The 14,430-nt window shown below is 41.2% G+C and carries 12 protein-coding genes and 1 pseudogene; 8 read left to right on the forward strand and 5 right to left on the reverse strand.

Going from position 1 to position 14,430, the window contains the following annotated elements; translation table 11 throughout:
* Positions 1 to 121 precede the first annotated feature (121 nt).
* Complete coding sequence (locus WA1_RS25765) at positions 122 to 940, forward strand: TlyA family RNA methyltransferase (RefSeq protein WP_017747006.1); 819 nt, start codon at positions 122 to 124, stop codon at positions 938 to 940.
* Between the two features lie 84 nt (positions 941 to 1,024).
* Positions 1,025 to 2,371 carry a cytochrome P450 gene (locus WA1_RS25770; RefSeq protein ID WP_017747005.1) on the forward strand — a complete coding sequence of 449 codons (1,347 nt, stop codon included), beginning with the start codon at positions 1,025 to 1,027 and terminating at the stop codon, positions 2,369 to 2,371.
* 62 nt (positions 2,372 to 2,433) lie between these two features.
* On the opposite strand, the gene WA1_RS25775 is transcribed toward WA1_RS25770, so the two are convergent.
* The gene (locus WA1_RS25775) at positions 2,434 to 3,792 is read right to left on the reverse strand and encodes a GTP-binding protein (protein WP_017747004.1); all 1,359 of its coding nucleotides are present in this window, start codon (positions 3,790 to 3,792) and stop codon (positions 2,434 to 2,436) included.
* Positions 3,793 to 3,894: 102 nt separating this feature from the next.
* Here WA1_RS25775 and WA1_RS58785 point away from each other — a divergent pair, with 102 nt between their 5' ends.
* Positions 3,895 to 4,203 carry a DUF433 domain-containing protein gene (locus WA1_RS58785; protein ID WP_081402944.1) on the forward strand — a complete coding sequence of 103 codons (309 nt, stop codon included), beginning with the start codon at positions 3,895 to 3,897 and terminating at the stop codon, positions 4,201 to 4,203.
* A gap of 89 nt (positions 4,204 to 4,292) precedes the next feature.
* On the opposite strand, the gene WA1_RS25780 is transcribed toward WA1_RS58785, so the two are convergent.
* The 3 genes from WA1_RS25780 to WA1_RS25785 form a co-directional block, all read right to left on the reverse strand.
* Positions 4,293 to 4,655, reverse strand: a complete 363-nt coding sequence (locus tag WA1_RS25780; protein WP_026135066.1) for a hypothetical protein — start codon at positions 4,653 to 4,655, stop codon at positions 4,293 to 4,295.
* Positions 4,656 to 5,168: 513 nt separating this feature from the next.
* Positions 5,169 to 5,360 (reverse strand): hypothetical protein, encoded by a 192-nt coding sequence (locus WA1_RS53255; RefSeq protein ID WP_081402945.1) that lies wholly within the window; start codon positions 5,358 to 5,360, stop codon positions 5,169 to 5,171.
* Positions 5,361 to 5,478: 118 nt separating this feature from the next.
* On the reverse strand, positions 5,479 to 6,558 hold the full coding sequence (locus WA1_RS25785) for a glycosyltransferase family 4 protein (RefSeq protein ID WP_017747002.1): 1,080 nt from the start codon (positions 6,556 to 6,558) through the stop codon (positions 5,479 to 5,481).
* Positions 6,559 to 6,942: 384 nt separating this feature from the next.
* Here WA1_RS25785 and WA1_RS25790 point away from each other — a divergent pair.
* Positions 6,943 to 7,231: pseudogene (locus WA1_RS25790) on the forward strand (metal ABC transporter permease); the annotation flags it as partial.
* A gap of 105 nt (positions 7,232 to 7,336) precedes the next feature.
* On the opposite strand, the gene WA1_RS25795 reads toward WA1_RS25790, so the two are convergent.
* Positions 7,337 to 8,485 (reverse strand): WD40 repeat domain-containing protein, encoded by a 1,149-nt coding sequence (locus WA1_RS25795; protein ID WP_017746999.1) that lies wholly within the window; start codon positions 8,483 to 8,485, stop codon positions 7,337 to 7,339.
* A gap of 168 nt (positions 8,486 to 8,653) precedes the next feature.
* Here WA1_RS25795 and WA1_RS25800 point away from each other — a divergent pair, with 168 nt between their 5' ends.
* The 4 genes from WA1_RS25800 to WA1_RS25815 all read left to right on the forward strand — a co-directional run bounded on the left by WA1_RS25800 (position 8,654) and on the right by WA1_RS25815 (position 14,411).
* Positions 8,654 to 9,448 (forward strand): HAD family hydrolase, encoded by a 795-nt coding sequence (locus tag WA1_RS25800; protein ID WP_017746998.1) that lies wholly within the window; start codon positions 8,654 to 8,656, stop codon positions 9,446 to 9,448.
* Between the two features lie 125 nt (positions 9,449 to 9,573).
* Positions 9,574 to 10,773, forward strand: coding sequence for a DNA double-strand break repair nuclease NurA (locus WA1_RS25805; RefSeq protein WP_017746997.1), 1,200 nt, complete (start codon positions 9,574 to 9,576; stop codon positions 10,771 to 10,773).
* A 30-nt stretch (positions 10,774 to 10,803) separates the two neighbouring features.
* Positions 10,804 to 11,415: a Uma2 family endonuclease gene (locus tag WA1_RS25810; RefSeq protein WP_017746996.1), complete on the forward strand. Its 612-nt coding sequence runs from the start codon at positions 10,804 to 10,806 to the stop codon at positions 11,413 to 11,415.
* A gap of 275 nt (positions 11,416 to 11,690) precedes the next feature.
* Positions 11,691 to 14,411: a PAS domain S-box protein gene (locus WA1_RS25815; RefSeq protein WP_148662771.1), complete on the forward strand. Its 2,721-nt coding sequence runs from the start codon at positions 11,691 to 11,693 to the stop codon at positions 14,409 to 14,411.
* Positions 14,412 to 14,430: the final 19 nt, after the last annotated feature.

Genomic DNA, 14,430 nt, shown 5'->3' on the forward strand with positions numbered 1-14,430 from the left:
GATTGCTGAAGGAAAACAGTAACTTTCACCAACTCAGTGACTGGCGATCGCTTATCAGGTAATTTGTGATAAACGATCGCTAATTACTGATTGCTGTATACAGAAGGATGCCAAAGAAAGCTTGGTTAAGCAAAGACTTGATGTTTTATTGGTAGAACGTGCTCTGTGTTCGTCTCGTGCTTTAGCTCAACGCCTCATTCAAGCAGGGGAAGTTCTGGTTAATGGTGTTCTTGTTGACAAAGCTGGTACAGAGGTTGATGTTTCGGCTCAAATTCAGATAAAAGAGCGATCGCGTTTTGTTTCTAGAGGTGGAGAAAAGTTAGCCAAGGCAATAGAATCGTTTGCCATTCCTGTAGAAGGACGGATTTGTTTGGATGGTGGCATTTCGACAGGGGGTTTTACTGATTGTTTGCTCCAAGCAGGTGCAAAACGAGTTTATGGGGTTGATGTTGGGTACGGACAAGTTGATTGGCGGTTGCGAAATGATTCGCGAGTGATTTTGAAGGAACGCACAAATTTACGATATTTGACACCAGATGAGTTGTATGGTAGAGCAGAAGTGGCCGATCTGGCAGTTGTGGATGTGTCGTTTATTTCGTTAACCAAGATTTTGGCTGCCCTGCAGCAATTACTGCAACCTCCTTGTGAAGTAGTTTTGTTGGTGAAACCCCAATTTGAGGTGGGAAAAGACCGTGTTGGGAAAAAGGGTGTTGTGCGTGACCCTAAAGACCAAGCAAACGCTATATTTCAGGTGTTGCAAACGGCACAAGAGTTGGGATGGCAATACAAAGGTTTAACTTGGTCGCCTATTACAGGTCCTGCGGGGAATATTGAGTACTTGTTGTGGTTGGGAATGGAAAGTGAGGCTCAACCACTCGATTTAAATGCGATCGTGCAGATGACTTGCTTGGCACAAAAAGCAGTGACCGGTGACCAGTGACCAGTGACGAACTGTTGTTTTCACAACACACAAGATCTGCTTAGAAGTAAAGTTAATTCATATTGATAGTAAAAATGAAGTGCCATGTTGAGTCAATTACCGAACCGCATCACCAGTTTTTCTTGGTGGCAACTCATGAATTGGATTGCCGATCCGCTCGCTTTTCAAGAAAGATACAGCCAAAAATATGGTGACATTTTTACTATGCGACTGGGTGGGCTGGGAACCTATGTGCTTGTCGGTAACCCTCAAGCAATTCAAGAGATTTTTAATCAAGATGCCAAACAGTTTGATGCGGGACGTGGAAATGCACTCGCAGAACCTCTCATCGGGAAAAACTCTTTGATGTTAATGGATGGCGATCGCCATCGGCGAGAACGAAAATTATTAATGCCTCCATTTCATGGAGAAAGTTTACTAACTTACGCCAAACAAATTTGCCTCTTGACGGAACAGCTTGCAAGTCAGTGGCTTGTCGGTCAACCTTTTGTGGTGCGGACTGCCATGCAGAAGATTAGCCTAGAGGTGATATTGCAAATCGTCTTTGGCTTGAGCGAAGGGGAACGCTATCAACAACTTAAACCCCTACTTACGGATTGGCTCAATATGACCGATTCTCCGCTCCGCTCTAGTATGCTATTTTTACGGTTCTTACAACAAGATTGGGGAGATTGGACTCCTTGGGGACGAATGAAACTGCGACAACGCCAAGTTTATGACTTACTTATTGCAGAAATTGAGGAGAGAAGAACACAGGGAGATTCGGGGCGTGGCGATATCCTCAGCCTGATGATGGCAGCACGGGACGACCAAGGTCAAGCGATGAGCAACGAAGAATTAAAAGATGAACTACTAACGATTTTATTTGCTGGGCATGAAACTACTGCAACAACACTCACTTGGGCTTTCTATCAAATTCATCAACATCCAGACGTTCTTGAAAAATTGCTACAGGAACTAGACAGCTTGGGAGAAAGCTCAAACCCCATGGAAATTGCTCAGCTTCCCTATTTAACTGCAGTGTGTCAAGAAACACTGCGGATGTATCCTATCCTTCCTGTGCTTTTTCCACGCATCACCAAATCACCTATAACAATTGGGGGATACCAGTTTGATGCTGAGACAACCTTAATGCCAAGTATTTACCTCGTCCATTATCGAGAAGATTTATATCCTAATGCTCGACAATTTAAACCAGAACGTTTTTTTGAGCGCCAGTACTCCAAGAGTGAATATTTTCCTTTTGGTGGCGGAAGTCGGCACTGTTTGGGATATGCTTTAGCTCAACTAGAAATGAAACTTGTTCTCGCAACGATTTTATCGAAGTATCAACTTGCCAATTTGGATAATAAACCAGTAAAACTTCAACGTCGTGGGTTTACCCTTGCGCCTAAAGGTGGGGTTCGGATGGTGATGACTGGAAAACGTTAAATGGGCGGGCGCAAATGCTCAGCCCACTGGAGATGTTTTGATTTGGAAGTCCCTCAATATACTCATGACTCCCGATTGAGCAATCCTAACTCCTGTTGCAATCGATACAAAATTGTATTCTGTTCTACTTCTGAGAGAATTTCTTGAATTACCGTACTTGCTCCTAACTGTCCCCAAGAACAGCCTCTTTCTAAGTACACTTGTGCTGCTTTTCCCACAGCGTATGCTCCGTAACCGGCAATACCTGCTTGGGTTATAGCTGTTCCAGCATAAGCAGTCATATTAATAGGATTCTCTCCTGAAGCAATAGCAGTTGCACTTTTGCCCAAACCCAAAAGCACGCTACTGCCTATTTCACCTAGCAGCATACCACCAGAACTAAATACAATTGTTTTTAAAACTTTCCCTGCTTCATAACCAGTCATCGGCAAACCGTACAGACGTGCTAGCGATCGAATTAAAGCCAAGTCAGCAATAGTTCCACCAAGAATATCTAAAAAAGCAATCGGATTGAGACCGACAGTTAAAGCTTTATATTTGGTATACCGCCAAATCAGATTTTCTGCTTCTTCCTGACGTAATTTGATAGTTTTTTCTGCGATCGTTTCTTCTGCATCCCGTGCTTGAATAAGTGCATTTAAAGCCAGAAGAGAACGCCCTTCACGATTCAGAATTTTCAGAATAGTTTCTTTAAGTTCCTCTATTTGTGGTGATGGAGTTTCCCATTCTTGCGTGACTCGACCATCTTGCCACTCCACGCGAACTTCCATTGGTGCGGGTTCTGCAGCCACCATAACAATTTCATCAGGTTGCAAAGGAGTTCTTTGGAGACTCCCGCTACCCAACTGCTGCAAATTTTTATAAATCGTCTGTTTGTCTGTATCTGGGTACAAATCTATCTTGTTAAACACCAGAATCAAAGGTTTTTGTGTTTGTCGCAATTTGCACAATGCTTGATATTCTGTACGAGTAATATCACCAGAGACAACAAACAAGATCAAATCAGCCTGTTGAGACACTTCTCGTGCCATTTGCGCCCGTGCATCTCCTTCAATTTCATCCAGTCCTGGTGTATCAATTAATTCTACCTGGACTTTACCTCCAGGATTCCAATGTACGGAACGGGGGTACTGTGTCACACCATTCAGGGGACCTGTTTGCAAAATCTTTTGTCCTAGCAAAGCATTAAGTACTGCTGACTTACCGCGACTCACCAAACCAAAAGCAGCAATGCGAATTACATTGTTGTCCAATTTATTGAGAGTGGAGGCCAAAATCTCTAACTCTGGTTTTACCAGCCCTGCTAATTGCGAGTTTGATTTTGACTGTCCGGCTTTACGAAGATGCCCATACCAAGAGAGTGCTTGCCTGAGACTAGCACGTGCGCGGTTTAAGTGAGTTTCTTGCTGATTTTTTGACACTGGGATGGATTAATTTGAGACTATATTTAATTTTAGATTTTCGATTGCGAAAGTTAAGCTGGTATATGAGTAAGTAGTACCTAATTAGGTAGGAAAGCAACCGTGCCAGTAAATTGGAGAGAGTATATTGTTAGTACTCCGGATATACTTAGAGGCAAGCCAAGAATCAAAAGTACCAGAATTCCGGTTAGTTCATTTAGATTGCTGCTTCCTAACTTAGATAAAAGTTCAAAGTATATAGGAAACGCTCTTTTACTTTGTCGCCCCTTCAGTTTTGAAACCCACGTAGGTGGGTTTTGCCTGTATAGACGCGAATTCCATTCGCCAAGACTTTACAAACATCCTCTAAGGGACTTCCAAATAAAAGTATCCCAAAATTTCTTGTGGTGCGGGCATCTTGCCCGCCACTAATACAGGACGGGCGGGGACGCCCGTTCCACATTCCGGGGATAATTTATTTCTTGGAAGTCCCTAACTCAATTATTAGAATATTCCTAGCTTTATCCTTCAGCAGAAAGTTCTTCTACTTCAAATCTCCACACTATTCCTCTATCTGTTGGGCGTTGAATACAGATTTTGGAATTGTTTGAGAGCAGCTTTAAGCGATCGAGAAGCTGAGGAATAGCTTCGACAATCTGCGGATAACTGTCCATGTCGTAACAAAGAATTACCAGTGTCATAGTACCGGCAATCATCTCAACATACCACTGACTTAGTGATAATAAAGCCTGCTGTGTAGAGTCGCAGAGTTCGTAGAAGCGGTTGCTAGAAACTTGTTCTAGGTGTCTGTGCAATAATTCATCAAATAATGTAACCTCGGTAGGAGGCATATCTTCTGGAGGAAGAAAGGGTAGATCCATCATGAAATCCTTCCAGTATTTATTGAAGTGAAAAACTGAGAAACTAAGTTTTTTATCACCTGAGAGTTTTTCTCAAATCTAAAACTCATGGAAGAGGAATGATTGAAATTTGGTTAGCCCCTAAATGGCACAATAGCCGTATACTAACTATCAAATCTAAAATTTTTCACTCAATCTGTACGATCGCTCACATTTCGCAAATTCAGTTGGTGCAATAGCACAACATCATGATATATAAAAATTTCAAATCTTAAATAAACATTACATTTAAAAATAATATTGTTATTTCGGGAACACATGATTGATACTTTACGTCTATAACTACAGATAAAGAAACCCCCCACTATTCCCTTAATAAGGAAATAATGGGGATTTGCTAGATTCTGCAAAGAAAAAAAGAAATAGAGAATTGGTAGCTGCACTATTTGCTGGAAAATCTTGAGTTTAAAGCATCATTAAAACAGTTTGGAGGCAAAAACGTAACTGACAACTATGTTTTGCTGCACTTTAGTTGTTTTACGTCAGAATCAATTGGGGTAACATTGAGTGCTTTGTATTCCTTCCTTGGTTTAAGAAGTGTGACTGACTAACAGATAGTAAAGGCACTTCTTGCCGACAGGATTGGCAAAACCAGTAAACTCCTTGATGACGCACGTGTCGTAACAAAGAATTACCGCAGCAAAGACAACTGTGAGTCGTCGTTCTCATATTGATTCTCCTTGTCACAAAAAGCTTGTAAAGTCTGAAGAAAGGATAAAGTGTAAAGGATAAAGGATGAAATCATTGAGTTTTCGTTCTAGGTTTCATCCTTTGGATGAGAGCTTTATCAAGCAATTGATGTTAGCGAAGTTCTAAGAGTTGGAATTCGTCCGTTTCTCTCATTGCGATCGCTGAGGATTTTTTCATAGACCGCTACATAACCGTCTACCATTTGAGTCACGGTGAAGTTTTTTTCCACGTGTTCTCGGCATATCTGACGATTTAATTCTAAAGCTGCTGGAATCATTGTCGCCATTTCTTCATAGCTTTGGCAAACAAAACCTGTTTTGCCATGAGCAATGACTTCTGATACGGAACCCATATCGATCCCAATCACTGGTGTACCAGCCGCCATTGATTCAATCATCACTAAACCAAAGGGTTCTCGCCAAGTGATAGGAAAGAGGGTAATAGATGCATTGCCCAAAAGCTCTACTTTCGCAGCATGGTCTACTTCACCCAGATATTCAATCTGCTTACCATCAATCTGCGGGGCAATCTCTTTCTCGAAAAACTCTTTATCTACGACATCGACCTTTCCTGCCATTTTTAAGCGCCAACCAGTTTTCTTGGCTATGGCGATCGCATGAGAAGGTCCTTTTTCTGGAGAAAAGCGTCCTAAAAAGGCAAGATAGGGCGGCTGTGCTGGTTGAGATACAAATTGGTAGTCACCTAAATCGATCCCGTTGTATACGGTGCTTGCATAATTTAGGTCTAATTGGCGCTGGGCGTTGCTAATACTGATGTATGGTTGCGTTCTGTGAAGGGTATATACTTTGCTGCCGTCACGGGTAAATATGCCATGCAAGGTATGTACTGTGGGGGTTGACACCATGCTTGCCAAAGGCAAAGTCCAAATTCCTACATGGGAATGGATGATGTCGAATTCTGCCGCTTGTTGGTAAACGTGGCTAGCTTCGAGCATCTCGTACATCATACCTTCTTTGATGTCCGGGTCCAAGCGCAATGCACGAGGACAAATTGCGTCTAACTCAGCCAGTGTTTGCGAATCGCCTGAGGCAAATAAAGTCACATCGTGACCCCGACGCACGAGTTCATCGGTCAGACGACTCACCACGAGTTCAATTCCTCCATAAGTTGAAGGTGGAACCCGTTCCCACAAAGGGGCTACTTGAGCGATTTTCATAGATTTCCTTGGTTCAGCTGGTAAAGTGGTCGTTGGACAAGGGTTGAGATACTTTTGCTTTAGGTATTCATTCCTCCTCTTCCTAAGGTTGGAATTAACCGCATACGCCCTATACGGCGTTTTTTGGTTAATTTAGCACCCTCTATGCGCCACCTCCAAATTGATGCTGACCAGCTAAAGTGCAGCTTCGTGTACTGTATTCTTAAAATTTCATAATCCACATCTATCGCAGGACAGATATAATTATATCTTATAGTTAAATGGGGATCAACCTTTCTTATTAAAAAAACCTTGGGGATCGATTGCTAAGAGCTAGTGGTTAGTGGTTAGTGGTTAGTAGCAATAATAACTAGTAAGCACTAACATTTGGTACATCACTGAAAACCGAGGCTGGCGATCGCTTTTTTTGGGAGGTAATATTTTTGTTAGGGCATTTATTGCTGGTGTTCTCAGTACCATGGCAATTGCTTTCATTAAAACGCGATAGCCTATTAAAGAAGATGTTGTCATGGGGATAGTTTTTTCGGCGTTTTTTGCCTTTGGGGGGATTACCCTGATTACTGTCATTCAAAAAGACAATAAAATTGACTTGAACCATTTTCTTTTTGGAAATATTCTCGGTGTGACTGTTGACGAAGTGCGCGATACTTCTACGATTGTGACTTTAGTTTTATATCATGTTCAGATGAACACTTACACGCTTGTTTGTAGTTGCGCTTTAGCGAAGACAGCGCAACTATAAACCAATTAATTTATAAGTTATTAGCTGAACATGATATTACTCGTTATTGTTTTGGTGTACAAAGAATTTTTGTTTTATACCTTTGACATTTTGGTTAGTAGTCAAATAGTCATGCAACCAATCACAACCTCTTGCTAGTAATCGATCTAAATTTTCTATTCGCCACAACTTAGCAGTACCATCATCCGAGGCAGTAGCAAGATACTGCCCATCAGGGCTAAAACTCACGCAACTTACTCGGCGCTGATGTCCTTTAAATTCCGCAAGTTGGTTGCCATGTAAGTCCCATATTCGGGCGGTACCATCTCCTGAAGCAGTAGCAAGGGACTGCCCATTCGGGCTGAAGCAAACGCTGCTGACCCAACCTTGATGTCCCTTAAATTCTGCCAATTGGTTACCCTGCAAATCCCACAGTCTGGCATTGCCATCGCTTGAAGCAGTGGCTAGTCGCTGCCCATCGGGGCTGAAGCTAATACAGCTGACACGACGCTGATGCCCCTGAAATTCTTTCAGTTGCCTGCCCTGTAGATTCCACAGTCTAATGATGCCGTTGTCTGAGGCAGTTGCTAAGTGCTGCCCATTCGGGCTAAAACTTACGCTCCAAAGTATACCTCGATCTTCTAATTCCACTAGTTGCTTGCCCTGCAAATTCCACACTCTAGCGGTGCCATCAAAAGAGGCAGTCGCTAAGTACTGCCCATTTGGGCTAAAACTCACGCTATTGACTCGGTTCTGATGTCCTTTGAATTCCACAAGTTGGTGTCCTTGCAAGTCCCATAATTTGGCAGTACCGTCAAATGAGCTAGTGGCGAGGTATCGTCCATCCGGACTAAAACTGATACCTCTAACCCGATCCTTGTGTCCCTTAAATTCCCCTAGCTTCTTGCCCTGCAAATTCCACAGTTTAGCCGTACTATCGCCCGAACCTGTGGCAAGATACTGTCCATTAACATGAAAACTGATGCTGTTAACATCCCCCTGATGCCTTTGAAATTGCCCGGTAAATAAGACACAGGTAGGGTCATCGGGTGAGAAAAATGTAATGTTATCTTTTAGTTCTTCTATAATTTTACCGCCTCGTACTGAGGAAAAATCAATGTAATACTTCCTGTCTTCAGGATTTGCTACGACTAGGGTTTTTCCAGGGTCAGTTGCCTGAAAAAATTTTCGTACATCTACCGTCATGCCAGTTCACAATGTAAGTTATCTTATCAAGTCATATCAAAAGGATACGCTTAACCAAGCAGGTTTTACGGAAATTATTCGACTATCTCATCCCCACATCTCCCGATTCCCTATAGTTCTGAGAAGTTGGGTAAGCTAACAATAGCAGTCTAATCCTCAAAACAGATCATGGCAAATAGTCCGATAATTCTAGCTTTAGACTTCGATGGTGTCATTTGCGACGGACTGATTGAGTACTTTGAGGTATCTTGGCATACCTATTGTCAAGTTTGGTTACCCAATGACCAGACGCCCCCTGATAATTTAGCTATCCTTTTCTATCGACTGAGACCCGTGATTGAAACGGGTTGGGAAATGCCTGTACTAGTCAAAGCGCTCGTTCAAGGAATCGCCGAAGAAAACATTCTTCAGGATTGGAATGCGATCGCACAACAAATTTTACAAGCAGATAATTTCAAACCAGCAGAAATTGGTAGTAAACTAGACAAATATCGAGATAAGTGGATTGCTGACGATTTAAACGGTTGGTTAAGTCGGCACAGATTTTATCCAGGTATCGTTGAAAAACTCGAAGCGACGACCTCAAGTTCAACTAAGTTATATGTCGTTACTACGAAAGAAGGTCGCTTCGCACAACAACTTCTAGCACAGCAAGGGATTGAACTACCAAAAGAGGTGATTTTTGGTAAAGAAATGAAGCGTCCTAAGTATGAGATTTTGCGAGAATTAATTCAAGCGGAAAAGATTGCGCCAGAAAGTTTGTGGTTTGTAGAAGATCGATTGAAAACTTTACAATTAGTGAAACAGCAACCGGATTTGGAGGAAGTTAAACTCTTTTTTGCAGACTGGGGCTACAATACCGGAGTAGAAAAGGTGTCTGCTAAAAACGATTCTCGAATTCATTTACTGTCACTCTCTCAGTTTGCTCAAGATTTTTCTGATTGGTTAGTGGTTAATGGTTAGTCGTTAGTGGTACTTTTTTACTACTAACGATTAATTGTGTACGGGCGCAATGCCTTGCGCCCCTACTGACTACTGTACAGGCGCGGCGGCCTTGCGCCCCTACTAATCACTAACCACTAACCAATATGCTAGATCTCACCAAACTCACAGTACAAATGCAAGGTTTGAGTCAGCACTTGACTCAAGAAGCGGCTGCTAATCGCTATCGTTTAGAACTGGCTCAAAAACATCTTCACGATGCACTCGCCTCCCAGTTCGAGTTAGTACAGAAACAAGAAAAGTGGCGCGATCGCATTTTGTTTGCCAATGCAACCCCAGTAGAACCACTGAATACCTGCGTTGAGATTCAAACTCCTCCTAAAATTCATACGGTTATTGCCACTGATGGTTCCCAAATAGCTCCCAGCCATCATGAAATAGCGTATTGCTATCTCCTCAATATTGGTAGAGTTGTTTTGCACTACGGACAAAACCGTCACCCACTTTTAGATAGCTTACCTGAGATATTCTATCGACCGGAGGATTTATACGCTTCCCGTCAATGGGGTATTCGTACTGAAGAGTGGATGAGTTTCCGGCGGACAGCTAGCGAAACAACTGTATTAGCAGAACTGGCTTGCAGTACTATGGGGGGACACCGATACAAGGAAACAGAAGAAGTCCCAACACTGGCGATGGTGGATGGGTCGTTAATTTACTGGTTTTTGGAACAGTTGCCTTTGGATGCACGCAATCAAATCTTACCTCCCATCTTGGAAGCTTGGCAAAAATTGCGTGATGCTAAAATTCCCTTGATGGGTTATCTCAGCGCCGGACGCAACGTTGAAGGGATAAACTTTTTACGTCTTTTAGCTTGTCCCCACCCAGTACCCGACTGTGCAAGTTTTTGCCCCAATCAACTGGAGAAAGTTCCATGTAAAATCTTTGAACCCCTACGAGACACTGCTCTTTGGTCAACTCAACTTAAACCCGGACAGCGAGGTCCTTTATGGCGCAGCAATGCTCGTATTCTTGACTTGTATGAAGACCAACAGATTTACTTTTGTTATGTCCATGTAGGTACTGAAATTGCTCGGATAGAAGTACCATCATGGGTGGCTAAAGACACAAATATGTTCGATCGCGCCTTAGGGCTAATGCTCGGACAAGTACAGAAAGGGTATGGTTATCCTGTGGCTATAGCTGAAGCGCACAATCAAGCTGTGGTGAAAGGTGGGGATAAAACAAGATTCTTTTCCCTGCTTGAACGACAAATGATCAGGGCGGGGTTAAAAAATGTAGGAACTTCTTACAAGGAAGCAAGAAAGCGGGGGAGCATAGCATAAATAGCAACAGCATCAGGAGGACAAGAGTGCATGGCACACGAAAAACGCTATTATACCCGTGATGAGTATCTAGCCATCGACCAAACAACGGGCTACAAGAGTGAGTATCTAGATGGAGAAATCGTGCCGATGATGGGAATTACAACTGAACACAATCAGATTACGGGTAATATTTATGCCTACCTAAAATTTGGTCTTAAAGGAAAAAATTATCGCGTGTATTTCAGTAATGTGCGTCTATGGATACCGCGTTACAATCAATACACGTATCCAGATGTTATGGTTATTGATGGAGAACCATTTTATGAGGGTACGGATAACACAACAATAACCAATCCCTTATTAATTGTTCAAGTTTCATCAAGGTCAACAACCAATCATACTGACTCAGATAGATTTCGCTTTTATCGGTCAATTCCTGAATTTCGGGAATATGTCTCAATTGACCAAAATAGTTGTTATGCAGAACAATATGCTAAAAACTCAAAAGGAAATTGGATACTGACTGAGTACGACACTGTTAATTCTTTATTAACGTTTGATTCTATTGACTTTCAACTTTCTTTTATTGATATTTACGAGCTGGTAAATCTTCCTAATATGACTTTAAGTGAAGGTGCAAGGATTGATTATGGCTTTTAACAGTGACCAGTGACCAGTGACCAGTGACCAGTGAATAGACACCCTGATTGTTTTATAAAGTTTTTGTAAAACTTTGTATTATTATTTAACAGTTTAAATGATAATTTTTGAGTCTGTTTGGGGAAACCTATGCTTAGCGAGGATGGAATAACATTTATTGCATAGGGTTAGTTATGTTTAAGAGCTTTTGGTTCCTAGAGCAATGTACTACCCAAGCAAGATAAATAAAGTCCGCTTTATGCGGGCTTTTTAATTACTATGACTGGATTTATAAAATGAAAAAAACTAGTATGAGTGATGAGAGAGAAACAGAGAAGAACTACTCGCAATTCTTCTCCCACTCTAATGATTTACTATGCATTGCTAGTTTTAATGGCTATTTCAAGTGTTTAAATCCAGTATGGACAAAGATTTTTGGTTGGTCAGAACAGGAATTCAAAAACAAACCATTTATTGATTTTGCTCATCCAGAAGACCGTAATGTTTGTATTGCTGCTTATGCAAAACTTGTCTCAGGTGAGGAAGTTTTTGGTTTAGAAAGTCGTTTTCTTGGTCAGGATGGGTCTTACAAATGGTTGTCATGGAATGCGAGTGTATCTGGTGATGAACAATTGGTTTATGCAGTTGCTCGGGATATCACTGCTCGGAAAGAAAGCGAAATATCACAAAAACAGTATATCAAGGAGTTAGAAGCTTTAAAGTTTGCTTTAAATATTCACTCGCTAGTGGCTATCACTGATAAACAAGGTAAAATTACTTATGCTAATGAAAAGTTTTGTGAGATTTCACAATATTCACAAACAGAATTAATAGGACAAGACCATCGTATTGTCAATTCTGGCTATCACTCTAAAGACTTTTTTGAAAATTTGTGGAGAACGATTTCTCAGGGAAATATTTGGAAAGGAGAAATTAAAAATAAAGCTAAAGATGGAACTTATTACTGGGTAGACACTCTGATTGTTCCATTTTTAGATAAAATGGCAAAACCCTATCAGTATGTGGCAATTCGTACAGATATTACACAGCGTAAACTGTCAGAACTGGCTTTGTTAGAGCGATCGCGTTTATCATTGCTAAGTGCGGAAATCAGCTTAGCCCTATCACAAAGCGGTTCCGTTCCTGAAATCCTTCAAAGCTGTACAAAAACTTTGTCTCAGTATTTAGACATTGCTTTTGTTTGTATATGGACTTTTGAGAACCAAACACACCAAATCCAATTACAAGCTGGTATTCACTGTACGGATAGGACTTGCCAAACTTTAACTAACAATCAAGATTTTCCCAATCATGCAGTTTTAGCAAACAGCATCATTGGTTTAATGACCAAAAATAATCAAGCTCTTTTTAATGAAGAAGTTACGATTAAAAACGAAGAAGAGTTTCTAGAACCTTTTTTCTCAAATTTTCTTTTAGCTGCCTATCCTTTAATTATCGAGCAGCAATCTATCGGAATTATAGCTTTGTTTAGCAAAGAGCTATTTACCAATTCAACTCATAATTTATTAAATTGGATTGCTAACAATATTGCAGTAGCAATCGATCGCATATGGGCGAGAGAAGAACTTCTCAGCCGTCGGGAAGCTTTATTACTAGGTCTTGCCAGTCAAATTCGTAATTCTTTAGAACTTGATACAATTCTGGCAACAGCTGTCTGTGAAATCCGCTGCTTATTGCAAATTGACCGTTGCTATTTTCTCCGATATTTGCCAAACTTGCCTCAGCCAACATTAACTATTACCCATGAAGCACGAAACCCCAATTTACCAAGTATGTTGGGTGATATTCCAATGGAAAAAGTCACTTTTTTAGTCAACATATTGCTAGAGCGGGAATTACTTTGTATTGATGCTACCAATAGCACGTGCTTGTTAGATAGCGTTCCGCAAGAGTTTTTCTCTAAATTTGGCATAACGGCTCAACTGTTACTACCAGTCAAGAATAATTCGAGTGAATTTGGAGCCATTGTTTGCAGTCATAGCTGTGAGAAACATACTTGGAGTCATAGCGAAATTAGTCTGCTACAAGCTGTGACAGATCAATTAGCAATTGCGATCGATCATGCCCAACTTTACACAGAAAGTCGCGCCGCTACTTTAGCAGCGCAAACTCATGCAGAAAAACTTTCAGAAACTTTGCACAAGTTACAGGAAACTCAATCTCAACTCATTCAACATGAAAAAATGTCTAGCTTGGGACAACTTGTAGCAGGGGTTGCTCATGAAATTAATAATCCAGTTAACTTTATTCACGGCAATATTACCCATGCAAGCGAGTATATACAAGATTTGCTAGAGGTATTAAAGCTTTATAACCAACATTATCCTTATCCCGATCCGGAGATTCGGTCTTTTTGTGAAGAAATCGAAATAGATTTTATTGCTGATGACTTGGGCAAACTGCTATCTTCTATGAAAATGGGAACTAATCGTATCCGCGAGATTGTTCTGAGTTTGAGAAATTTTTCCCGCCTTGATGAAGCCGAAAAAAAGCCAGTCGATATTCACGAAGGGTTAGAGAATACACTGTTGATTTTACAACATCGATTGAAATCTAGTAAGTGTAATATCTCTGTTGTTAAAGAATACGGTCATTTGCCTTTAGTTGATTGCTACCCAGGTCAATTGAATCAGGTTTTTATGAATATTTTGACTAATGCGATCGATGCTTTGGACGAAGGAATAGAGCATGGGGTATCGGGCATTGGGAGTGATTTCTATACCCATTGCCCTACAATTCACATTAGCACCGCAGTTGGGAGTAACAATTTTGCCCTCATTCAGATTGCGGATAACGGGTTTGGGATGACAGAAGATGTCAGAAAACGATTGTTTGACCCATTTTTTACAACCAAACCTGTGGGAAAGGGAACAGGACTTGGGTTATCAATCAGTTACCAAATTATTGTAGAAAAGCATGGCGGAAGTTTGAAATGCAGATCAGAATCTGGTAAAGGTACAGAGTTTTTGATTCAGATTCCTATTTGCTCGAATTAGAATGACAGAAGAAATGTTT

The sequence above is a fragment of the Scytonema hofmannii PCC 7110 genome (assembly GCF_000346485.2).
GTDB lineage: Bacteria > Cyanobacteriota > Cyanobacteriia > Cyanobacteriales > Nostocaceae > Scytonema > Scytonema hofmannii.